General features: G+C 71.9%; 19 protein-coding genes and 1 pseudogene. 7 read left to right on the top strand and 13 right to left on the bottom strand.

From position 1 onward, the window contains the following. Positions 1-16: 16 nt before the first annotated feature. Positions 17-598, bottom strand: coding sequence for a TetR/AcrR family transcriptional regulator (locus LPA54_RS01635; protein WP_228973268.1), 582 nt, complete (start codon positions 596-598; stop codon positions 17-19). 96 nt (positions 599-694) lie between these two features. Here LPA54_RS01635 and LPA54_RS01630 point away from each other — a divergent pair, with 96 nt between their 5' ends. Then, the gene (locus LPA54_RS01630; RefSeq protein WP_228973267.1) at positions 695-1,138 is read left to right on the top strand and encodes a VOC family protein; all 444 of its coding nucleotides are present in this window, start codon (positions 695-697) and stop codon (positions 1,136-1,138) included. A 372-nt stretch (positions 1,139-1,510) separates the two neighbouring features. On the opposite strand, the gene LPA54_RS01625 is transcribed toward LPA54_RS01630, so the two are convergent. From LPA54_RS01625 to LPA54_RS01610, 4 genes and pseudogenes are all read right to left on the bottom strand, one after another. Next, a complete protein-coding gene (locus LPA54_RS01625) occupies positions 1,511-1,816 on the bottom strand; it encodes a hypothetical protein (protein ID WP_228973221.1) in 306 nt (101 codons plus the stop codon). A 146-nt stretch (positions 1,817-1,962) separates the two neighbouring features. Then, on the bottom strand, positions 1,963-2,838 hold the full coding sequence (locus LPA54_RS01620) for a geranyl diphosphate 2-C-methyltransferase (RefSeq protein ID WP_228973266.1): 876 nt from the start codon (positions 2,836-2,838) through the stop codon (positions 1,963-1,965). A gap of 28 nt (positions 2,839-2,866) precedes the next feature. Further along, positions 2,867-4,072: a family 2 encapsulin nanocompartment cargo protein terpene cyclase gene (locus LPA54_RS01615; protein ID WP_228973220.1), complete on the bottom strand. Its 1,206-nt coding sequence runs from the start codon at positions 4,070-4,072 to the stop codon at positions 2,867-2,869. 107 nt (positions 4,073-4,179) lie between these two features. Further along, positions 4,180-4,432 (bottom strand): annotated as a pseudogene (locus tag LPA54_RS01610) (Crp/Fnr family transcriptional regulator); the annotation flags it as partial. Between the two features lie 1,211 nt (positions 4,433-5,643). On the opposite strand from LPA54_RS01610, the gene LPA54_RS42990 reads away from it, so the two are divergent. Further along, a complete protein-coding gene (locus LPA54_RS42990) occupies positions 5,644-6,573 on the top strand; it encodes a DUF2188 domain-containing protein (RefSeq protein WP_368857857.1) in 930 nt (309 codons plus the stop codon). Here the strand turns inward: LPA54_RS42990 and LPA54_RS01600 are convergent. Continuing rightward, positions 6,525-6,722 carry a DUF2795 domain-containing protein gene (locus tag LPA54_RS01600; RefSeq protein WP_228973219.1) on the bottom strand — a complete coding sequence of 66 codons (198 nt, stop codon included), beginning with the start codon at positions 6,720-6,722 and terminating at the stop codon, positions 6,525-6,527. The two genes, LPA54_RS42990 and LPA54_RS01600, sit on opposite strands and share 49 nt — an antisense overlap. Before the next feature lie 315 nt (positions 6,723-7,037). Here LPA54_RS01600 and LPA54_RS01595 point away from each other — a divergent pair, with 315 nt between their 5' ends. Both LPA54_RS01595 and LPA54_RS01590 read left to right on the top strand, forming a co-directional pair. After that, positions 7,038-7,400: a hypothetical protein gene (locus tag LPA54_RS01595; protein ID WP_228973218.1), complete on the top strand. Its 363-nt coding sequence runs from the start codon at positions 7,038-7,040 to the stop codon at positions 7,398-7,400. Positions 7,401-7,754: 354 nt separating this feature from the next. After that, positions 7,755-7,907 carry a hypothetical protein gene (locus LPA54_RS01590; protein ID WP_228973217.1) on the top strand — a complete coding sequence of 51 codons (153 nt, stop codon included), beginning with the start codon at positions 7,755-7,757 and terminating at the stop codon, positions 7,905-7,907. 617 nt (positions 7,908-8,524) lie between these two features. Here the strand turns inward: LPA54_RS01590 and LPA54_RS01585 are convergent. The 6 genes from LPA54_RS01585 to LPA54_RS01560 form a co-directional block, all read right to left on the bottom strand. Continuing rightward, the gene (locus tag LPA54_RS01585) at positions 8,525-8,776 is read right to left on the bottom strand and encodes a hypothetical protein (RefSeq protein ID WP_228973216.1); all 252 of its coding nucleotides are present in this window, start codon (positions 8,774-8,776) and stop codon (positions 8,525-8,527) included. Positions 8,777-8,961: 185 nt separating this feature from the next. After that, the gene (locus tag LPA54_RS01580; RefSeq protein ID WP_228973215.1) at positions 8,962-9,504 is read right to left on the bottom strand and encodes a DUF4232 domain-containing protein; all 543 of its coding nucleotides are present in this window, start codon (positions 9,502-9,504) and stop codon (positions 8,962-8,964) included. 494 nt (positions 9,505-9,998) lie between these two features. Continuing rightward, positions 9,999-10,736: an alpha/beta fold hydrolase gene (locus LPA54_RS01575; RefSeq protein WP_228973214.1), complete on the bottom strand. Its 738-nt coding sequence runs from the start codon at positions 10,734-10,736 to the stop codon at positions 9,999-10,001. 190 nt (positions 10,737-10,926) lie between these two features. Further along, positions 10,927-12,639, bottom strand: coding sequence for a SpoIIE family protein phosphatase (locus tag LPA54_RS01570; protein WP_228973265.1), 1,713 nt, complete (start codon positions 12,637-12,639; stop codon positions 10,927-10,929). A gap of 742 nt (positions 12,640-13,381) precedes the next feature. Continuing rightward, positions 13,382-13,885 carry a sigma-70 family RNA polymerase sigma factor gene (locus LPA54_RS01565; RefSeq protein ID WP_228973213.1) on the bottom strand — a complete coding sequence of 168 codons (504 nt, stop codon included), beginning with the start codon at positions 13,883-13,885 and terminating at the stop codon, positions 13,382-13,384. Positions 13,886-14,311: 426 nt separating this feature from the next. After that, positions 14,312-15,190: an alpha/beta fold hydrolase gene (locus LPA54_RS01560; RefSeq protein ID WP_228973212.1), complete on the bottom strand. Its 879-nt coding sequence runs from the start codon at positions 15,188-15,190 to the stop codon at positions 14,312-14,314. Positions 15,191-15,323: 133 nt separating this feature from the next. Here LPA54_RS01560 and LPA54_RS01555 point away from each other — a divergent pair, with 133 nt between their 5' ends. The 3 genes from LPA54_RS01555 (at position 15,324) to LPA54_RS01545 (ending at position 19,230) form a co-directional block, all read left to right on the top strand. Beyond that, a complete protein-coding gene (locus LPA54_RS01555) occupies positions 15,324-17,306 on the top strand; it encodes a BTAD domain-containing putative transcriptional regulator (RefSeq protein ID WP_228973211.1) in 1,983 nt (660 codons plus the stop codon). A 204-nt stretch (positions 17,307-17,510) separates the two neighbouring features. Continuing rightward, positions 17,511-17,954, top strand: a complete 444-nt coding sequence (locus LPA54_RS01550) for a hypothetical protein (protein WP_228973210.1) — start codon at positions 17,511-17,513, stop codon at positions 17,952-17,954. Between the two features lie 943 nt (positions 17,955-18,897). Continuing rightward, positions 18,898-19,230, top strand: a complete 333-nt coding sequence (locus LPA54_RS01545) for an STAS domain-containing protein (protein ID WP_228973209.1) — start codon at positions 18,898-18,900, stop codon at positions 19,228-19,230. Between the two features lie 78 nt (positions 19,231-19,308). On the opposite strand, the gene LPA54_RS01540 is transcribed toward LPA54_RS01545, so the two are convergent. Continuing rightward, positions 19,309-20,475, bottom strand: a complete 1,167-nt coding sequence (locus tag LPA54_RS01540; RefSeq protein WP_228973208.1) for a PP2C family protein-serine/threonine phosphatase — start codon at positions 20,473-20,475, stop codon at positions 19,309-19,311. Between the last annotated feature and the right edge of the window lie 31 nt (positions 20,476-20,506).

The following is a 20,506-nucleotide window of genomic DNA, read 5'->3' as shown; positions in this document are numbered from 1 at the left end:
GTGTCGTCGCGACAGGTCAGGCCGGGACGCGCAGCCCCGCCAAGAGCCGGTCGAGCGCCTGCTCCGCGGCGTGCGGGTCCCCGCCCCGCGCGATCCACAGGGCGGCCTCGTTCATCGCCCCCGACAGCAGCCGGGCCAGGGGTTCGACCGGCTGATCGGCGATGACCCCGGCGGCGACGAGCGCCGCCAGGGCCTCTGCCAGGTGGTGGGCGGACGACTCCTCATCCAGGGCCCGCCACTCGTCCCAGCCCAGTACGGCCGGCGCGTCGACCAGCAGTATCTGTCGTACCGCCGGGTCGGTGCCCGCGGCCAGGAAGGCTCGGCAGCCGGCCCGGAGCTGCTCCCAGAGGTCCTCGTACTGCTCGGCTGCGGTCGCGACTCGCTCGCCCAGCTGCTGCTGCACGACGGAGACGACGGCCCGAAAGAGCCCGGCCTTGCTCTCGAAGTGGTGGTAGGCGGCTCCCTTGGTGACCCCGGCGGCCCGCGCCACCTCGGCCAGTACCACCTGGTGGTACCCGCCGTCGGCGAACCGCCGCTGTCCTTCGGCCAGCAGCGCCTGCCGCGTGGCCGCCCGCTGCTCCGCCCGGTTGACCGGCATCACGCGCACACCCTTTCCCCTTCGCGTACCGAGGGTATGCTAGCCCGCAGCTCACATACCGAAGGTATGCGAAAGAGGAGGGGTCTTTCCGTGACGATGGAACGCACAAACGTGTCCGCGGCCAAGCTCGGCGGGTTCTACCCGGTGCTCGCCACCCGGGATGTGGTGGCCTCCCGCGACTTCTACACCCGCCACTTCGGGTTCGAGGTGACCTTCGAAGCGGACTGGTACGTTAGTCTGCGCCGCCCCGACGCACCGCAGTACGAGCTGGCCATCCTCGACCACGCCCACCCGACCATCCCTGAGGGGCGGCGGGTCGCGCTCAGCGGCGGCTTGTTGCTGAACTTCGAGGTGGACGACGTGGACCGCGAACACCGGCGGCTCGTGGCGGAGGCCGGCCTGCCCGAGGTACTGCCCCTGCGTACGGAGGAGTTCGGCCAGCGGCACTTCATCGTCGCCGCTCCCGAGGGCGTGTTGATCGACGTCATCACCGTCGTCCCGCCCAGCGAGGAGTACGCCGCCCAGTACACGGGTGCCTGACCCCGGGACCGGCCTCGCAGGCCGCCGGGCAGCACGACCGGCCGCGGGCGCCGGCAGAGGGCGCCGGGCGAGGGGAGGCCGTGGCCGCCGGCCTGCCGCTCGCCTACGAGCTCCCGCACCGATGAGCGGTGGCGCCAGCGCCCCCGGTGCCGCACACCCCTGCCCCGCCTACCCGACCGAGGCCGCCGGGGGGCACGCGACCGTGACGACGAACTCCCTGCGCTGCGGCATCAGGACGTGACCGTCCATCCTGCTCGGCAGCCGAGCGGGCGGTCGGCCGCCCGCTCGGCGAACGGCCGCCCGCGGCACTGAAGCGAGGGGGCGCCGAGTCTCGCCAGGGACGGGCCTGGGCTCGGCGCCGCCGGACCGTCCTCACCCCCAGGGAGCGCAGGCGTAGACGCCGCAGTCCGAAACGGCGTCGTGCAAGGCGTCGACATCCGCGCCGCCGCAGTGGTTGAAGGGGCTGCCGAGGGCGAAGCCGGTGATGTTTCCCCCCACCGTTCCGCTTCCCCGCTCCGCCGCACCGACGGCTGCCGGAGCACCGTGGTTGGTACAGGACGTCCCGAAAGCCGGGCTGAGGAGGTCGCCGACACCTCCGGCGAACGCCGTGCCGGCGCCGGCGGCCAGGAACACCGTCGCCGTGGTCACGAGGGCGACCGCACGTGCCGTGTCATGCATCACAGGACCTCCCGCATGGTCATGCGGCGCCTGTCAGGGCGCCGGACGGGCCGTCGCACCGCGACCCGCGGGCAGCCGACGCCGCGATGCCGACGGGCGCGGGGCCGGGCTCGTCGTGGTGGACAGGCCCGGCCGGTACCCGAGGTTCAGACGCGGTCGGCCGCGATCAGGACGTACTGGAAGGAGCCGTCCCTGTACGATTCGATGAACGCCTCCTCGATGCCGGTGACCAGCGAGGACGTGGCCCGCAGCTCCCAGTAGGGCAGCGTGTCCGGGGTCAGGTCGACGACGGCCTGCGGCACCAGCCGGTTGTCGGCCATCGCGCGGAGGTACTCGCGGCGGGAGTGGATGTTGCATTCGAAGTGGGCGTTGATCTGCGAGACCCACTTCGACGGCTGGCCGTAGCGGGGATTCCAGCAGCCGGTGATCGTCACGTACCGGCCGCCGACCCTGAGGAAGCGGGAGTGCTCGGCGAAGAGGTCGTCCAGGTCGACGTACATGCTCGACTCGTTGTTCCACGAGGCGGCGATGGCGCCCTTCTCGAACGGGGTGTCGAGCATGTTGCAGACACGGGCGCGGACGCGGTCGTCGATGCCGAGTTCCTTGGCGCGGCGGTTGCCGAACTCGGCCTGCCGGGACGAGAGGGTGACGCCCTCGACCCGGCAGCCGAAGCGCTGGTGCGCCATCACCATGGAGCCGCCGCGGCCGCAGCCGGCGTCGACGAGGGTGTCCTCGGGGCCGATGGCTCCGAGGTGGTCGAGGAGGACCTGCGCCTGGGCCGACTCGAGCCGGTGCAGCTCGGCGATGAGCCTCTCCTCGTGGCCTCTGTCCCCGGGGTCGCCGAGGGCGGCGTGATCGACGGCGCCGATGCCGTAGTGGTGGTGGTAGAGCCCGTCCACGTCACCGAGGCGCAGGTTGACGGGGCGGGCCTCGTTGTTCCAGTAGCGGGCGATGTCGCCCTGATAGGGCGTCACCGAACCCGGGATGATCGTGGGGGTCCTGTCGGTGGCGGCGGAGGTCAGCTCGGTGGTCACAGGTGGATCCGTTTCTCTACCAGAAGTCGGGCAGGCTGTAGCGGTAGGTGTTGGTCTGGTGCCAGTAGTGGTTGCCGTCCACCCAGGCGGCCACGCCCTTGAGGAAGCGGAGCACCGTGGGAACGGGGCAGGCGGCGGCCAGTTCGGCGGCGGCGTCCTCGAAGGCGCGCATGAGGTCGTTGTGGACCTCGACGGCTTTCAGATACGCGTCGCGCTCGGAGAGCTTCTCGCGCTCGGAGAGCACGACCGGCAGGTTGAGGTGCCGGCCGGGGGCGGCGAGTTCCTTCGTGTACGAGTACAGGTCGTTGACGAGGGTGGTCGCGTTCCCGGCGAGCGCGATGACCCGCTGCATGTCGGGGCGGGCGTGCAGGTCGGCCGGCAGCTCGTAGCCGCCGACGCTGTCGGTGATGGTGGGGCAGGGGCGGAAGTTGTTGAACTGGCGCATCGCCAGGTACTCCCACACCTCCGGGAGGTGATCGGTCTCGGCCCAGGCCGCCTCGGCCAGGTAGCCCAGGTGCAGGCGGGCCATGTCGTGCCGGTAGCGGTCGGCCTGGGAGGGGGTGGAGGCCCGGACGAAGTGGTCCATGGCGCTCCGGTACGCGCGCCGGGGCGCGTCCGAGCCGAGCGACTCCACCCACGCCGGGGCGTACTCGGCGGTGGTGTGGAGGGGGTCGAGGGCGGTGTGCGCCAGCAGGAGGCGCCCGCCCAGGCCGACGGGTGAGCCGCCGTGGTCCTCGCAGTAGCAGTCGTCGACCGCGTTCTCCGCGACCATCAGCCGGGTCGCGAGCATCAGGTGGTCGATCGTCGGAGCGTCCGGGTGGCAGGCCACCATGTAGCGCCCGACGGAGAAGCCGTCGAACTCGCCCTCCCACTCCTCGGGGTACAGCTGCACCTCCTCCACGGCCCAGCGCTTGATCCGGCGGCTCACCTCCGCCACGCGGACCGGGTCGGGATCGGGGACGGGGTGGAAGTACAGGCCGGGGATGGGCCGCCCTTCCGCCGCCCCTCCCGCAGGGGCGTCCGGGGCTCCGTCGCGCGGTGCGGGTGAGAGCGCGGCAGGCGGGAGCGGGACGGGTTCGCGCGGGACGAGGGAGAGGCCGGTCGTTCCCAGGCCGCTGGGCCCGCGCAGGATCCGCTCCAGCGCGGTTTCCGCCCGGGCGGTGGGCGGAGCGGGGGCGGCGGTCGGGCTCGGCGGCGAGGGGAAGGGCCCGGGATCGGGCATCCGTAGCTCCTTGGTGCAGGTGGGTGGGGTTGTCGCTGGTGCGGGAGCGCGTGGGCGCCCGGCGGGGTGGTGACCCCGGGCGGCCTCGTGGCCATCGGTCGGGTCCGCTAGTCGCGCCTCCGGGCGATCCGCACGTCCTCCAGCACGCCGAGCGCGTCGGGTACGAGGACGGCGGCGGAGTGGTACGCGGTCACCGGGTGCGACATGATCGCCTGCTCGCTGATGCCCATGAAGCGGACCGACAGGCCCGGCTCGTACCCCACCCTCCGGCAGACCGGTCGGGCGCGGGCCGATGACGCTCTGCTTCTCCTCACCGGTCCGCGTGGCGATGATGGAGCCGGTCTGCTCCTCGGTGGTCGGGCGGGTGAGCAGGGTGCCGGAGGTCTCGGCGTCGGGGTGCAGTCGTACCGCGCGTCCTCGTCGAGCAGGCGTACTCACCGAAGTGGGCGCCGTCCGCGAGCACCCCGAGGTGGATCCTGTCCGTAACGGCGTCCCGCGGCGCGAGCGTGTCACCGGCCGAGAAGTCGCGCTGGACGCAGCGGGCGACGAGCGCGGCGAGGATCTCCACGTCCTCGTGGCCTCGCAGCGGGGCCGGTTCGCCCAGTTCCCGCGGGATGGGCGGACATCGGCACCGTCCCGCACGGACTCGATCCGCCGTCTCCGACGGTGTGGCCGAGTCGGCGGTCGACCCGATGGGGGCCGCCCTCCGCCTCGACCCAAGGGAGCATCCGCAGCAGCCGGCGGGAGGTGATCTCCTGCGTCCGCGGTGCGGACTCGGTCGTGGTGGCGAGCCCGCGAGCGGCCGCAGTGCCGGGAGACTGCTGCGGCGCCGCCTGGTCGTCCGGCTGTGCTGCCGGGCTGATGTCGACGGTCATCGAGGCGGGCTCTCCTTGGGGAGGCGTGGCCGGCGCACGTCAGCATCAACCGGTCAGACCAGCGGAAATGAGGAGGAATACCTGAATACCCGGGTAATCGCGGGGATTCCGGGGGGAACCGTAGCGGGTCACAGGTACTCTCCGCGCGCTCGACCCGGGGCATTACCCCAATGCGGTGATCATGTTTCGGGGCGGGCCGCGCGCTGCTTCCCGGCGGTGCGCCCCGCCTGAGTCCGCAGTGCGGCCGCATGGCGCGTCGGGCGCCGACCGGGACCGGTCACGGACGGGGGTGACGACGGGAAAAGCGCGCATGCGAGCTGCCATTCCGTGCCGGACCGTACGCCGGACCCGTACGCACCGCGGCCGCCCGGGAGGCGCCGTTGCCTTCTTCGAGGGGCTCCACGGTGAGAGACCTGTACGTCATCGCCGTCGACCGGGTGGCCGGCTCGTGCCGTGGGCAGGGCGGCCGGGATCCCACGAGGGTGGCGCAGCCCTGGCAGCCGCTGCCGGCCGCATGCGACGCGACTCCCGCCGGATCTCCCGCCGCGAGCCACTGCTGTCGCCCCGTAGCGTCGACGTATCACCTTCGGCCAGGTGGGTCTCTGCGCAGGGCCGGGGATCGGGGGCCGGCTTTCCTCGGCGACGGTTGGGCCCCCGCTTCCGTCTCTCCCCCACCGATCGGGGAGCGGGCGCACGATGAGGGGAAGGCCGCGAGTACGGGAGCGGGCGAGCTCAAGGTTCCGGCCGGTCCGGTCACTTCGTATGGAGGTGCGTATATACGGGCGGCTGCGTCGTTCTCGCGTGGGGGCGGAGCCGTACGGTCGGGTCCGGAAGGCCACTCGCACCAAGGTTCCGACGCACCGCCGTTCCACACGACGCAGTCCTGGTCGCCGTCACCGTGCGGACCGCGATCAGGACTGCGGGGAGATGAGGACGGGGCTGACATCGGACAGGAGGCAGGGACGGCCTCGCCGCGGTGCGTGGTTCCCACCACGGTGCGGCAGCTGCCGCACCGTGTCTGGTGGAGAAACGACCGCGGAGCCCAAGCCGGAGCGGACGGTGTACCACGTCATGCCGGACGAGGAAGGGGAAGAGGCGCATCGATGGCAGGTCCAGCATCAGGAGGGGCCGCCGGGAGGTGTGCGAGTCGCACCGCACCGCACCCAGCAGGAGGCCATCGTCGCGGTCCGCCGGCAGGCCAAGCAGCACGAGCCGGCGCAGGTCGTCGCCCACGGCACGGACGGGCGGACCCCGTACCGAGCAGACCTACGGCGTCGACCCCCGCGGCATCCCCGGCTGACACGGCGACCGGCCACGCCACCCGCCAGCCGGTCGACCGCGCCTGGACCTGGTAGCCGACCGATGCGTTCGCAACTCCCGCCGGTGAGCAGAACGATTGCGGCGATGCCGGGCGCTCCCGGGCGGAGGGCGGCATCGCGGAGTGCTCCACAGATGCCGCCGCAACACCTCAGCCACGCCGCCGTCGCTCCAGGCGGTGTATCCCGGCAGTGCGCCTTCCGACCTTTCCGAGCCGACGGCGATGCCGGCGCAGGGAGGAGGAGACACCGCCAGGCGTGCTACTTGCCGTCGAAGATGGCGCGCTGGACGTCGTCCGGTCCGTCGTAGCGGTCCTGGCCGGCTTCCTGCAGCGCCTGTACGACGTCGTCTCCGGCTTCATTCCCTCGGGCGAGGGACACCAGGTCGTCCCGGGACGCCGGGTAGTCCGCGCCCTTGAGGGCCTTCTGCACGTCGATGGGGTTCACGTCACTGGTCATAGCGATGCTCCTTCGGGCCGTACGGGCTCCTACCTTTCTCCGCATCCGTTCCACTCCGGTCGCCCCGGCAACTACGACACCGCCATCACCACTCTGGTGGCCGGTCCCACCGGCACGCCGCTTCGCCCGGCCGTCCGGACCGAATGCACCCGGCACGGCGAGGGGTCTGGGAGGGGGTGGCCGGGTCGTCCCCCGTCGGCCCGGCCGGATGGCCGGGGCAGGCGCCCGCTTGCACGCTGGGGAGGCGGGGGGCGCCCATGGCCGACCAAGGACCGCAGACCGAAGAGTCCCGGAGCTTTCCAGCGCGCAGAAGCCGTGGTCCGACGGGTGGGATGCTGCGTCGTCCTCGTGCCGCCGCCGGAGCCGTTGCAGGAGGGCGAGCCGACGCCGCTCCAGCAGCGGATGGTCTGCGACGCAGTCGGCTGCCCGGAGGACTCCCGGCGCCGCCGGCGGCAGCACGCAGAACTGCACGCCGCCGGACGAGTCGGCCGCGGAGCGCTGGGCCGGCAGACCGCCCGGCGCGTTCTGCCTCCGAACGACAGCGGCTCCGACTCGGCGGACTACGTCTGGTCCGCCATGGTCGTGGTGTCCCTCGGCGACGACTGGCAGGGTGACGGGCAGCAGTCACGCGTCGCGCCGACAGCTGATCCGGCGCGCACCGTACCGACGGTCTGGTGATGCGGGCGCGCCTACTGTGCCCAGCGCGGTCATCGGGGCTTTCTGTTCGGCACGTACTCTCCGCACGGACAGGTGCCGCTCGGCGTGAACTCACCGACAGGGAAGTCGTCCCCCGCGCACCCTCCAGTGCCGTCTCTGTGGTCATGGCTCTGGTGCTTGCAGGTGCGGCACCACTCCTTGGGCGCTCCGATGATGAACATCGGGAGGAGGGATATGAGCAGGAGTCCTGCGAACGCACCGATGAAGACGAGAAACTGCATCAGCGGGTCAACCTCCCTTTTACACGGTCAAGTTGACGGCAGTGTCCATTGTGCGCCCTGCGGGGTTGCCCCGAGGCTGGTCAAGGAGGCGGACGTGGTGGTCACCGTGTTGCTGGCAGTCGTCATCCCGGTCGGCCTGCTGGCGCTGGGCACGGGTGCCTACCTGCTGTGGGTCCGTTTCGGGACGGAGGAGCCGTGGCGGCACGGCGGCGGTGGGGACTCCGGTGACACCTGGGGCGGTGCGTAGACCGCATCATCGCGTGCTGACACCTCAGCCCGTCGCTGTTCGCATACTCATCCATATGTGTCACCAGCCGCTGCCCCATCCGCTGATCACACGTTGCTACGTGGACGTGAACTAAGCGAGCACGGACGACTGCTGCGGCCGTAAGGCAGGGGTGGCCGGGTAGCAAGGCGGTGACACGTTGACGGGATGAGGGCTCAACCCGCACCCCCGGCACGACCGGCAGTAGAGAAGGTCCCGTTCAAGGCCCTGACGGATGATTCCCGGTCGGCGCTCACGATCGGGGCCGTGGTCGCTGCCTGCGGATTGGTCATGTGGCGGACGACGCCGGTTGTGGCGCTCACAATGGAAGCAGTGGCGCAGACCACAGGCTCAGGGAGCGGACCCGGTCCCGGCCCGGTCTGGAGGCGCCGAGGCCCCTGCCGCGGTCCGGCCGACCTGCGCCGGGGTGAGCATCTGTCGTGCGCCAGGAAGAGGGCCACGGGGGAGGCACAGGCCCCCTCCCGCTCCGGCAGCACGGCTTCCGGGTCCGGGGGTACGACACGACCTCCCGTACGTCGGCCGCGGACTCCCCCGACGCCTCCAGTCGCAGGTCGCGGTATCCGAATACGAAACGACTGTCACGAGCGGGAGAACACGGCCACGTCGTAGCGTTCGAGGGCCGGCCGGAGCTCGTCCGGAGCCTCGTTGCGGGCTGCGAGGGCGGACCTCACCGCCATGCGGCGGAGGAGCACGAGCCGGGGCGCGGCCGGCACGGCGTCGACCAGTACGGCGCCCGCCGCCTGTGCGACGAGACGTACACCGTCCACGGCGCCCTGGAAGGACGCCGGACGGCCGAGGCGGAGCCGGGCCGGTCCGCCCTTCCGCCGCACGGCATGATGGTCTGCCTCGACACGGAGGACACGGTCCTCACCACCCGGCCGGGGGGGGAGACGGGTCCCCAACCGAGTCCCCGACGAACCGGCCGCCTGGAGCGCGACCGGCCGTGGGACCGCATCGGGTGGGGAGTCGAGGGCGCCCTCGACGAGCTCATCGCATCAAGACCGGATGCCTGTCGTCACTTGGTCACAGGGCTGACGAAGTTGCCCGAATGGGTGGCCGCTTCCTGGCGCATGACCGGGCCCCAACGCCACTTCAGTTCCTTCGGGGATTTGCCGGCGGGGACAGTGATCTCGGCGACCCCCGGCACGATGACATCGTCCTCGCTCACCTTCGACGAGAGGAAGGTGAGAGTGAAACGGGCGGAAGCACCCGGTGCGAGGGTGACCGGCTTGGGCCGGACCGACGTCTGATCGCGGAACGTCTCGGTTTGCACTCCCTCCGTCTCCGTGCCCATCTTCAGGGTCACCTCGGGGTAGCCGCGGAGGGCGCATGCGTGGGACCCGGTGTTCTTCAGCGCCACCACGGCGGTCACCTGCTCACCGGGAACGCCTTCGGGCTTGGCGGACCCACCGGGGGCCCAGGACGGCGCAAGGGCACTGTCCTTGCACGGAGCTGGCCGGCCGGTTACGTCCGGACTCACCGCGACGGCGGGAGCCGTGGATGCGGCCATCAGGCCGGCGACGAGGAGGGCAGCCCTGCGGGGGAACAGTCGTGCCATGGTCCACCTCCGACGTAGGGGGGGGGTCGGCCGGCGTGCCGACACACCGCTGTCCAGCGCGCTGCTCTGCGCGTGGGCACGTGCCGACGACACCACATGCGATTATCCGCGATCACACCGATTCGCACATCCGCACGAGGTGGGCGCCGGGCGCGGGCGGTACGGCAGGGCCCCTCCACGAGAACCAGGTGTCACGCGTCGGCCCGGCGGAGCGGTCGTCCGACACACCGCTCGGTCGCCCCGCCGGGATTCCCTGGCCGTCGCCGACCCGCAAGGAACTCGGCGTCGTGGCCTGACTGGCCGCTGCGGGATGGTAAGGACGTCCCGCTCGCGGTAACAAGGCCCCAGCGGCGGACGGCTCCCCCACTGCCGACACCGTCTACGACCGGCGCCACGGTGCGGGCACACGCGTCCCGCTTGCCGCGGCCCCGGCTGTACGGCGGCTCGGCCCAGGCCGCCGCCGTGATGAAGGAGCACCTCGGGGAAGAAGCCCGTCACATGTCGTTCTTGCGCAGGAAGATCTCAAGCCGTTCGGTGAAGCCCGGCGCTGCGGCGACGAAGTGCCCGGCGCCCGGATGTACGCTGCGCTCGCCGCCGAGCGCAGCGGCGAGGGCGTCGCAGATGCGCTCGAGCGCGGCCGCGTGACCTCCGGACATGACGAGCACGGGGATGTCAGCGTCACGGATCACGTCGAGTCGTGGGCGCGCCTCACTGGTCGGCCGGCCACCGTGCGCCCGTCTGACGCCGGTCACCACGTTCTCGGGGAGAGGGCCGTCGCCGACGGGCGCACCCGTGAGGCGGAGGAACTCGCGCAGCGGGGTCGGTGCGGTGTCCATCCCGTGGGCGAGGACCATGTCGCCGAGGCGCTCAAGCCGGGCCACCTCGGGATCGTCGGGGACAAGGTAGTTGAGTGGCGGCTCGATCAGGGTGAGTGAGCGCACGCTGCCCGGCACGGCAGCCGCCGCGATCAACGTCCCGAGAACGCCGTAGGAGTGGGCGACCACATGCGGGCGGGCGTCGAGCAGCGGTGCCAGGTCCAGCGCGTCCACCGCGAAGTCCTGACGCTCCTGCGGGGGTGGGCTCGGCGGATAACCACGGCGGTGGACGTAGGCCAGCGTCCACCGGTCGGCCAGTGGAGCGACAGGGCCCCACGTCGTCCGCGGGCCTGCACCACCATGCACGAACAGGACTTCGGGCCCAGAGCCGTCACGTATCACCACGATCTCGCTCACGAAGCGAGCCTAGCAACGCACGGTGAGCCACGGGCCCCACAATGTGCGAGCGGGACGCAGCCGCGCCGAGGCTACGGCTGCCGCGGCGCGGCAGCACCAGCCGCCGCGGTCCCCGCATCGGCGCCGGCGTCCGGGAATCCGCGACCGTTCGCGGTCGGCGTCCGACAACGAGGGGCTGTGGCCAGCGCGTTCAGGAGGGGGCGTGGAGCTTGTCCCCCGTGGGCGGCAGGGGTGGGTCCGCCGGGGGCACACGGATGGTGAGCACGGCCACGTCATCGTCGTTGTCCGTCGGGCGTGCGTGTTCCATCAGGGCGTCGGTGAAGGACTCCAGCGGATGGCCGACCAGACGGGCGGCGTCCCGGCGCAGGCGTTCGAGGCCGTCGTCGATGGTGTGCCGGGGTGATTCGACCAGTCCGTCGGTGTAGAGGACCAGGGTCGACAGCGGCGGCAGTACGGCGACGGCGTCGACGCGGCGGATGCCGGCCTGTGTGCCGAGCAGGATGCCGTGGCCGTCTGTGAGGTAGTCGGCCCGGCCGTCCTGGGTGACCAGCAGGGGTGGTGGGTGTCCCGCGTTGGTCCACTGCAGTTCCCACTGCCCGTCGGGGCGGGGGCGTAGCCGACCCAGGATCATGGTGGCCATGCCCACGTCGGTGATGTGGGGCAGGGCCTGGTCGAACCGGTCGACGACGACGCTGGGCGGTTCCTGCTGGGACCAGGCGTAGGCGCGCAGGATGTTGCGGAGCTGGGCCATGCCGGCTGCGGCGTCCAGGTCGTGTCCGGCGACGTCGCCGATGACCAGGGCGAGGGTTTCGTCGGGCAGGTGGAAGACGTCGTACCAGTCCCCGCCCACGTGGGAGGCGTGCGGTGCGGGCAGGTAGCGGGCGCTCATGCCCAGGCCGGGGATGCTGGGCAGGTGCGGCAGCAGGTGGCGCTGCATGGTTTCGGCGACCTTGCGCTGGCGCTGGTAGAGGCGTGCCTTGTCCAGCGCGAGTCCGGCCCGGCGGGTGATGTCCTCGAGCAGGGGGATCTCGGTGGTGGTGAAGGGCTCGGGCTGCCGGGACCGGCCGAGGGTCAGTGCGCCCAGGACTTCGCGCAGGCCGCGGATGGGTGCGATGACCGCGGAGTGCATGCCGGTGGCATCGAAGAGCCTGCGCTGCTCGATGGCGATGTGGGAGTCCGGCGGGCCTTGGTACGTCTGGGGTGTGGCCAGGGTGGATCCGGCGCCGCGCAGGGCGCGGGAGAGCGGCAGCGGCGAGGTTTCGGGCAGGGAGAGCAAGGATCCTTGCAGGTCCTGTCTGCGGCTGATCCGGCCGCCGTCGTCGTGGGCGACCACGGCGCGCTGGATCGCGCCGCCCTCGGTGATCAGGTCGACCACGACCCAGTCCGCGAGCATCGGGACGACCAGCCGGACCAGACGGTCCAGGGCCTCGTTGACGTCCAGGGTCGCTGTCAGCTGTGTGGTGGTCTCGGCCAGCAACGCCAGCCGCTCCAGTTCCGGGAGCAGTCCCGCGTGGATGGTCGACACCGGCAGGGAGGTCCCGGCCGGGTCGTATTCGTGGAACACCACCAGGGCCCCCGTCTCCTGGGGGGTGAAGCGCAGGGGGGTCACCAGCCAGGAGGCCGTGAGGAGCGAGCCGTCCCCGCGTGCGAAGAACCCCTGCTCTTCTTGGCGCACCTGGCCGGCGACGAAGGCTTCGATGATCGGGCAGCGGCTGCGCGGCATGCTCATTCCGTTGGCCTGCCGGTGCAGCAGGTCATGCGCGTCGCGTCCCAACAGCTCGTCCGCGCTCCGGCCGAGAAGGATCGCCGCCTGCGCGTTGAGAGCGACGACGGTCCAATCGGCGTCCACGGCGTAGGCCCCGGCTCCCAGCCGGTCCAGCGCCTCACCCAGCAGGCTCTGCATCGTCGCCAGGCGTGCCGGAGGAGCGGCCGCACCAGACGTACGGTTCATCCCTGCGCCTCCAGCTCCGCTTCGGCCAGTGATCCCGGGGTCTGCCCCGGCCAGGCGGCGGGTACCGGCCATGGCGTCGGAGAGGCACGCGGGACACGGCGCAGCCGCTGCTCAGGGACAGCTGGGTGACGTTCAGAATGTACAGGTTCCCCATCGGTGGCCGCGTACCGCTCGACCTGCCCACGAGGCCGGAAGGCGGGTCGCCGGTCGGGCCTCGTCCGGTCTGTGGCGTTGCCGTCGCCGTGAGGGGCAATGGTGCCCGCGCCGGGGAGCGCGTACCGGTCGACGGGCGTCCGGTCGGGTGGCGTGAGGGCGGGTGTTCGTCGTGTGGCCATGGAATGCCTTGCCCGCTGTGTCTTCTGAGCTTCCCGGAGGTGTGGCTGCCGCTGCCCGGACCGCGGCGGTCCGGGCGGCGGGAGTCTGGGCCCGAGTGAGTGGGGGCCGTCCCGGTCCTGGACCGGCGATCCAGTCGCCGTACTGCGGCCTGCGGCCTCGGGCCGCTCCCATGAGTCATGCCTCCTTCCGTTCCGTCGGGTGCCCGCCGCTCCTGGCGCGGTCGCGCGTGCGCGGGTTTGCCGCCGCGCGTCGTCGGCCACCGCTTCCCGGGCTCGGACCCACCGCGCCGGGGCCCCGCCGTCTCGCCCCTCCAGTCCCGAGAACCGGGGACGCCGACCACGGGTCTCCCGCCCCGGCGTCATGCCGCGCAGCACTCCGGTGTCACGCCCCGGTCGTGCAGTATCCGGCGCAGCATGCGCAGGGCGTGGTGGGTGCGGGACTTCACCGTACCGATCGGTATGCCGAGGTGTGCGGCGGCATGCGCGACGGAGTGGTCGTGGCAGTAGAGGAGGGTGATGACCTCGTGGTGGGCAGGGCCCAGGCGGGTCACGGCGTCCCTGACGAGTTGCCCGGTGAGGAGATGATCGGTGATGTCGTCCACCACGAGGTCGTCCGCGCCGGCCAGATGGGTCTCGGGTGCGCGGATGGCCCGGTTGCGGTGGTGGTCGATGGCGAGGTTGCGCAGGACGGTGAAGAGCCAGGGACGTATGGAGAGAGCGTCCGCGGGAGGGGGCGAGAAATGTCGCCAGGCCCGCAGCGCGGCCTCTTGCAGCAGATCCTCGGCCTTGTGCCGGTCGCCGTTGGTGAGGCGGGTCCCGTAGTGGAGCAGCGGGGCGGCGTGGTGGTGGTACACGGCGCTCATGAAGTCCTCGCACGCGCCTGACGGCGTGGGAGGGGCCGTTCCGTGCGGAGCCGGCGGTGCGGGATGTGAGGTCAGCGTCACGAGAGACACCCTTTGCCGAGTCGGTGGAGCCGGGAGTCGGAGGCGGGCTGCGTGGCCGGTCGCCTGGCGGGGACTGCCCTGTCGGCGGGGCGGGCCGCCGCTGAGGGCCCGGCTGCGACAGGACCGTGCGAGAGCCGAGCGCGCTCGACGGTGGAAGGGGGCACCGCGTCGTCGCGTCAGGTCCACCGGCTGCTTGGCCGCGTGTGCCGTCCGGCCGCGCGGCCTGACCGGACCGCGGGCGCCGGTGCGCAGTGCCGGCCCCACCGGGCGCGGGAGCGGGTCGGCCCCGCGCCGGACGGTGCGGGGCGGGGCCGGCGCGCCCCCGGCCGCGCGGAGCCGCGCGAGTCAGCGCTTGAGGAGTCCCCTCAGGGCCTCGACGACGTCCGCGGGAGCCTCCTCGGCCATGAAGTGACCAGCCGACACGGTGGAGTGGTGCAGCTTCCCGGCCCAGGCCCCCCAGAGGGCGGCGGCCTCGTATCCCAGCGCGGTGCCCCAGTCCTGCTGGAGCACCGTGACCGGCATGGCGAGCCGGCGGCCCGCCGCCCTGTCGGCGCGGTCGTGGTCCACGTCGATGCCTGCGGACGCGCGGTAGTCCGCGACGATCGACGGGACGGCGCCTCGGCACGCGGTGAGATAGGCGTCCCGGACGTCCGCCGGGACAGCCTGCGGGTCGTTGGACCAGACGCGCAGGAAGTAGGCGAAGAACTCGTCCGCGCTGGCCTGGATCATCTGTTCCGGCAACCCGGGCGGCTGTGCCATCAGGTACAGGTGGAACCCGACGGCCGCCGTGAGGCCGTGCAGCGCTTCCCACATGTCGAGCGTGGGCAGGACGTCCAGACAGGCCAGGTGGCTGACCTTCTGCGGGTGGTCCAGACCCGCCCGGAACGCGACGAGCGCACCACGGTCATGGCCGGCCAGGGCGAAGCGCTCGTGTCCGAGTTTCCCGGCCAGGGTGATGACGTCCTGGGCCATGGTCCGCTTGGAATAGGTGTCCGGGCTCTGCGCCCTGGGCTTGTCGCTGTCTCCGTAGCCGCGGAGGTCGGGGCAGATGACGGTGTGGTCCAGTGCCAGCGCCGCGGCCACGTGACGCCACATGAGGTGGGTCTGGGGGAAGCCGTGCAGCAGGACGATCGGTGTTCCCGAACCGCCGACGGCGACGTTGAGGGAGACCCCTCCGGCGACGGTCACCCGCTGATAGCCGAAGCCCGGGATGGTGGGAGGCATGACCTGACTCGTTTCGGTCGAATGGTTCCGCGGCCTTGCCGGCCGCCTTCCGTGCTTCCAGCGTCCGTGCGGCGAATGAGCAACCGATGAGCGCGCTGTACGTTGAGGGCCGGATCGTGGGAGTGGACGGGAGATGCACGTGCAACTGGGTGTCCTGGGACCGGTGGCGGCCTGGGACGCGAGAGGCGGGGTCGTCGGCCTGCGGGGGCCGATGCACCGGGCGGTGCTGGCCCGGCTCGTCGTCGCACGTCGCCGCGTCGTGCCCGTGACCCGTCTGGTGGAGGACCTGTGGGAGGAGCCGCCGGCCGATGCCGTCAGCGCGATCCGCACGTTCGTCGCAGCGCTGCGCCGCGCCCTGGAACCCGACCGTCCCCCGCGCGCCCGGCCCCGGCTCCTGGTCACCGAGGGCCCGGGCTACGCCCTCAAGGCCGCTGAGGACAGCGTGGACGCCTGGCGTTTCGAGCACGCCGTCCGCGCGGCCGGCGAGTTGCCTCCGGCCGAGGCGGTACGCCGGCTCACGGAGGCGCTGAGCTGGTGGCGCGGCCCCGCCTACGCCGACGTCCCCGAAGCACCATGGGTGCGCTCCGAGCGCTCGAGGCTGATCGACGTGGAGTGCCGGGCCGTCGAAGGGCGGGCCGAGGCGTATCTGTCCCTGGGGGCTTCCGCCGAGGCGGTCCCCGCACTGGACGCCTACGTCAGTGAGCACCCGTGGCGGGAGAACGCCTGGCACCTTCTCGCCCTGGCCCTCTACCGGTCGGGACGGCAGACGGACGCGCTGTCCGTGGTGCGGCGTGCCCGGCGCACGCTGAGCGACCAGGTGGGCATCGAACCCGGACCGAGGCTGCGCCGTCTGGAGACCGACCTCCTGCGGCAGGCGGACCACCTCGATCCCGGCCCGGGCGGTCCGGCCGCCCAGGTCTGGGCGCAGGCGACCGCCGCCTACGAACGCGCGGTTCCCTCCGACACGCGCACCCGGTTGGAGTCCACCGCGGGGCTGATGCGCGACCTGGCGGTGACCGGCGGCGGAGGTCTCGAAGCCGCGCGGCGCCACCGGGTGGCGGCGGTGGCCGCGGCCGAGCAACTCGGAGACCCCGAGGTCACCGCCCGCGTCATCGGCATCTACGACGTTCCCGCGGTGTGGACCCGCTGCGACGACGAGGAACAGGCGCGGTGGCTGGTGGCCGCGGCGGAGCGGACCTTGCGGACGCTGCCGCCGGACGGCCATGACGCGGCCCGCTGCCGGCTACTGGCCACCATCGCCGTGGAATCCCGCGGGGCCCTGCCCACCGATCGGCCGGCCTCGGGCGGACAGGCGCGGGCCCTCCAGGCCGCGGGCCAGGCCGAGCAGCTCGCGCGGCGGCTGGACGACACCTCCCTGCTGGCCTTCGCGCTGAACGGCGTCTTCATGCAGTCCTTCCAGCGCGCCGGGCTGTCGCCCCGCCGGGACGCCATCGGCGCCGAGACGATCGCCGTCGCACAGCGGGGCGGTCTGGTGACGTACGAGGTCCTCGGTCACCTGGTGCGGCTCCAGTCACGGTGTGCCGTCTCCGACTTCGCCGGGGCCGACCGGCACGCGGCCGCCGCCGACCGGCTTGCCGAGCGGTACGACCTGCCTCTGGTCACGGTGTTCACCACCTGGTACCGCGCTCTGCGCACCGCCATGACGCAGCCGCCGGCCGACGCCGCAGCGGCCTATCGACAAGCCGATGCGATCCTCGACGGAGCCGGAATGCCGGGTCTGCGGCACGGACTGCTGCCCCTGGCCGAACTGAGTGTGCGCCTGCGCCACGGCCTCGTCCCGGCACTGGACGCCCAGGACGACTGGGGTCCCTACGAGAGCTGGGTACGCCCGCTGCTGCTCGTGGAGGCGGGAGACACACAAGCGGCACGTGACGCCTTGAGGGACATCGCCTCCCCGCCCCGTGACCTCATGTTCGAGGCCATGTGGTGCCTGGTGGCCAGGGCGGCCACGATGACCGGCGACCGCGACGTCATGCGGCGCGCCGCCACGCAACTGCGGCCGGCGGCCGCGGAACTCGCCGGCGCGCAGAGCGGACTGCTCACCTTCGGTCCGGTCGCGCACCACCTGCAGGGGTTGACCGCGGCCGGATGGTGACGGCCCCCGTGCCCGGTGCCGGGGTGAGGAGCGGACCACCGGTTCGGTCACGGGCCGGTCGAACCGGAGAAGAAGGCCGCTCGACCTGCGACCCCGGGCCACCGATCAGCGCACACGGCAGGTCCCGCCTGTGTGAACCGAGCCGTCGCTCTCCTCGTAGAGGCATTACGTACGCACGACATGCTGTCTTCAGGAGGACAACCCATGAAGTTCCGTGTGAGCAACACGTCGACCGCAGCCGCCTGCGCTGTGCTGGCCTCGCTCTCCTTCGCCGCGTCCGCCACGCCCGCCCAAGCCCTCGGCAGCTACAACATCATGATCGACAAGGCGGGTTCCTTCACCGCAGACTACTGCCTGCTGACGACCACCAGCGGCAACGGGCAGGCCGCTTGCACCGGTGCGCGTGCCGCCAACGGCGCCTTCAGGCTGGGGACGGTCCACAACACCGGCGACCGGGTCTGGATCGACATCAACGTGGTGCTGGGGAAGGACCGCAAGGGGATCGACCTCCAGGGGAAGCACTACATCAAGGTCGGCGGCGACGTCTTCACGATGACGGTCTGCGGGTGGAAGAGCCAGGCCTCCTATCAGTCCGGTGCCAGGGGACTTGCGCTGCACGGGAACACCACCTGCGCCGGCGCCAGCTGATCACACGTCGGATCGGACACCGGCCGAGGGGGGCGCGAGGGCGGCCGTCTCCGACCGCCTGGTACGTGCGCGCTGTCGGCGGGCTCCGAGGCGGTACCGGGCGGTGCTCGGAAGTCCGCATCGCAGGCCGTGCCGGTCCCTCGAGTCGATGGGAGGCGTCACCTTGGTCGGCGCTCGGCGCGGTGGGTCGGCCGACCGCTCGCCTGGCGCCGGGCGCTCGCCGTCCCCTGCACCAGCCCCCTCCGGACGGGGCCCTTCGTCCGGGACGCCCCATGGGGCGTCCCGGGCCGTCGGCGTCTGCTCGTCATCGCCGCCGTGGTCGTGGCACCCCGCGGCCGGCCACCGACTCGGCCGAACCCGCCACGGCGGCGGCCCGGGTCACGGGGCGGTCGACCAGTTGCCTGGAGCGCCCGAAGCGGCAGGATGGCAACGCGGCGGGCCGCCGGAAGCCCCCGGGCCACCGGACCCAGTCCAGCCCACGGCGCCGGCCGCCCGCCTGCCGGAGAGCACCCCCACGCCGGGCGGGCGGCCGGTGGAGGCGAGCCGGCGCCGCCTTCGGCCGGGCCGGCTGACGCGGTGGCCCCTCAGCGGCTGGTCACATGGGTTTCCCGGCGGCTGCCGACGCGGTACGTGGGAGCCGGATCTTCGCTTGGGGCCTTACCGCCAGGGGCGCGCCCTATCGCGCTCCCCCGACGACTCGGAGCGACGTTTGACGGGGGGTGGGTGGTGGACAGGAACGTGCCCGTCGGCCCGGGAGGCGCGCGCCTGTCCTGGCGGCCGAGGAGCGATGTCAGGCGAGTCCGGCCGAGAGGCGATGCGGCGCGGCGGCCGCTCAGGTTTGCATCGGGTGCTGTCCCCACTAGCATCGGCAGTCGATCCAGTGACGGTTCGCTGAGATGCCCGCTGTGGTGAGCGCTCTGGTCGGTGAACCGGAGGGACGGCAGTGCTGCGCGTCATCCAACGCACGGGCGACCGTGTCACCGCCGCTCTGCCTGCAGATGTGGACCTGCACACCACGCCCCGTCTGTGCGCCGTGGGTGACCGCATCATCGACGAAGGCTGCCGCCACCTCGTCCTCGACGCTTCCGGCACCGACCACCTCGACTCCACGGGAATCAGCGTGTTCATCGCCTGGTACAAGCGCCTCTCCGCCTTGGGCGGCTCCCTGACGCTCACCGAGGTCGACGAACGGCATCTTGCCGTGCTGACCCGCCTCGGTCTCACGAGCATCATGACGATCATCGGCGTCAGCACCACGGACAACCCCGGTGCGTGACGCCGACCCGTACTGCACCGGAGCCATGGCCGGCGCCCTCTCAGCTTTGGGCCGCGGCCTCCGCCGATCGCAGCGACGTCACGGGCGACCGTGCCAGTCGAGGCAGACGACCATCGCATCGTCGTCGGGGTCGATGCGGCCTCGGTGGCCGGCGAGCTCCTGGAGCACGGCCCGGGGCACCTGGGAAGGCGGCAGCAGGCGGGTCGCGGCCATGGCACGGGTCAGCGCCTTCTCGCTGTAGCGTTCGCCGGCCGGCGATGCCACGTCGTACACCCCGTCGCTGATGAAGAAGAGACGGTCACCGGGCTGGACGGAGAAATCCTGAGCCGAGTACATGGTGTCCTCGAACATGCCGAGCGGCAGCTGCGGTTCGAGCTCGATCGGTTCCGTCTTCCCCTGCCTGAGCCGCCACATTCTCGGCGATCCGGCGTCGACGATCTCCACCCGCCCCGTGTCCAGGTCGAAACGCAGGAGGAGAACCGCGAGGTGGACGGCTCCGCGGTAGTGCCCGTAGATCGCCTGATCGGCGAGGCACGCCTGATCGGAGAGCGACAGCCCGGCGCGGCGGGCGTTGCGCAGCGCGTTGATGGCGAGGTTGGTCAGCAGGGCGGCCTCGATGCCCTCCCCCATGCCGTTGCTGACGGTGACAGTGAGGTGATCGGCGGTGGCGGACCAGTCGAAGTTGTCACCGTAAATGGCATAGGCGGGTTCGAGTTGCGCGCCGATCTCGTACTCGGGCCGCGCGCAGGAGCGGCCGGGAAGCAACTGCCACTGCATTTCGGCGGCCAGGGTCAGCCTGTTGGCCCGACGGGCCTGAAGGTAGAGGTCGGTGTCACGTTCGGCTACGACGATCTCGTGGCCGAGGACTTCCGCGATGTCACGCAGCTCCGTCTCGACGGCCTCCGAATAGTGTTCCGTGGGGAGGTGGACGCTCAAGACGCCCAGGCGGTCTCCCCGTACGCTGACGGGGAAGTGAGCCGTCATCTCGGTGGCGCCCGCCGGCCGCTCGACATGGGGGAGCTGCGACCCGAAGGCGCGTCCCGGAGCGCTGGAGTGGGCGGGCACGGGCTCCGCGGTGTAGGGGAGGGCGTTCACGGGTTGCAGTATGGTCATCGCGTAATCGGCCATGAGGAGATCGACGGAGGCGGCCGTGTAGTACGTGGTGAGTGCATCCTGCACCGCTTCGAAGAGGGCGTGCGCAGGAGCTGTCCTCAGAGCGCGTTCCACAGCCGAGAATCTGTCCACCGTTCGATTACCACCTGTTCAGGAAGAAAGA

The sequence above is a fragment of the Streptomyces sp. DH12 genome (assembly GCF_020873895.1).
Lineage (GTDB): Bacteria > Actinomycetota > Actinomycetes > Streptomycetales > Streptomycetaceae > Streptomyces.
The sequence above is the reverse complement of the archived record's forward strand: the minus strand, read 5'-3'. Positions and strand labels throughout refer to the sequence as shown.

Excerpts from the sequence above, each read along its gene's own strand:
- LPA54_RS01625 (WP_228973221.1), bottom strand. The coding sequence starts at position 1,816 with ATGCATGACACGGCACGTGCGGTCGCCCTCGTGACCACGGCGACGGTG.
- LPA54_RS01560 (WP_228973212.1), bottom strand. The coding sequence starts at position 15,190 with ATGCCTCCCACCATCCCGGGCTTCGGCTATCAGCGGGTGACCGTCGCC.
- LPA54_RS01600 (WP_228973219.1), bottom strand. The coding sequence starts at position 6,722 with ATGACCAGTGACGTGAACCCCATCGACGTGCAGAAGGCCCTCAAGGGC.
- LPA54_RS01580 (WP_228973215.1), bottom strand. The coding sequence starts at position 9,504 with ATGGCACGACTGTTCCCCCGCAGGGCTGCCCTCCTCGTCGCCGGCCTG.
- LPA54_RS42990 (WP_368857857.1), top strand. The coding sequence starts at position 5,644 with ATGAGGGGAAGGCCGCGAGTACGGGAGCGGGCGAGCTCAAGGTTCCGG.
- LPA54_RS01615 (WP_228973220.1), bottom strand. The coding sequence starts at position 4,072 with ATGCCCGATCCCGGGCCCTTCCCCTCGCCGCCGAGCCCGACCGCCGCC.
- LPA54_RS01630 (WP_228973267.1), top strand. The coding sequence starts at position 695 with ATGGAACGCACAAACGTGTCCGCGGCCAAGCTCGGCGGGTTCTACCCG.
- LPA54_RS01550 (WP_228973210.1), top strand. The coding sequence starts at position 17,511 with ATGAAGTTCCGTGTGAGCAACACGTCGACCGCAGCCGCCTGCGCTGTG.
- LPA54_RS01565 (WP_228973213.1), bottom strand. The coding sequence starts at position 13,885 with ATGAGCGCCGTGTACCACCACCACGCCGCCCCGCTGCTCCACTACGGG.
- LPA54_RS01635 (WP_228973268.1), bottom strand. The coding sequence starts at position 598 with ATGCCGGTCAACCGGGCGGAGCAGCGGGCGGCCACGCGGCAGGCGCTG.
- LPA54_RS01555 (WP_228973211.1), top strand. The coding sequence starts at position 15,324 with ATGCACGTGCAACTGGGTGTCCTGGGACCGGTGGCGGCCTGGGACGCG.
- LPA54_RS01570 (WP_228973265.1), bottom strand. The coding sequence starts at position 12,639 with ATGCAGAGCCTGCTGGGTGAGGCGCTGGACCGGCTGGGAGCCGGGGCC.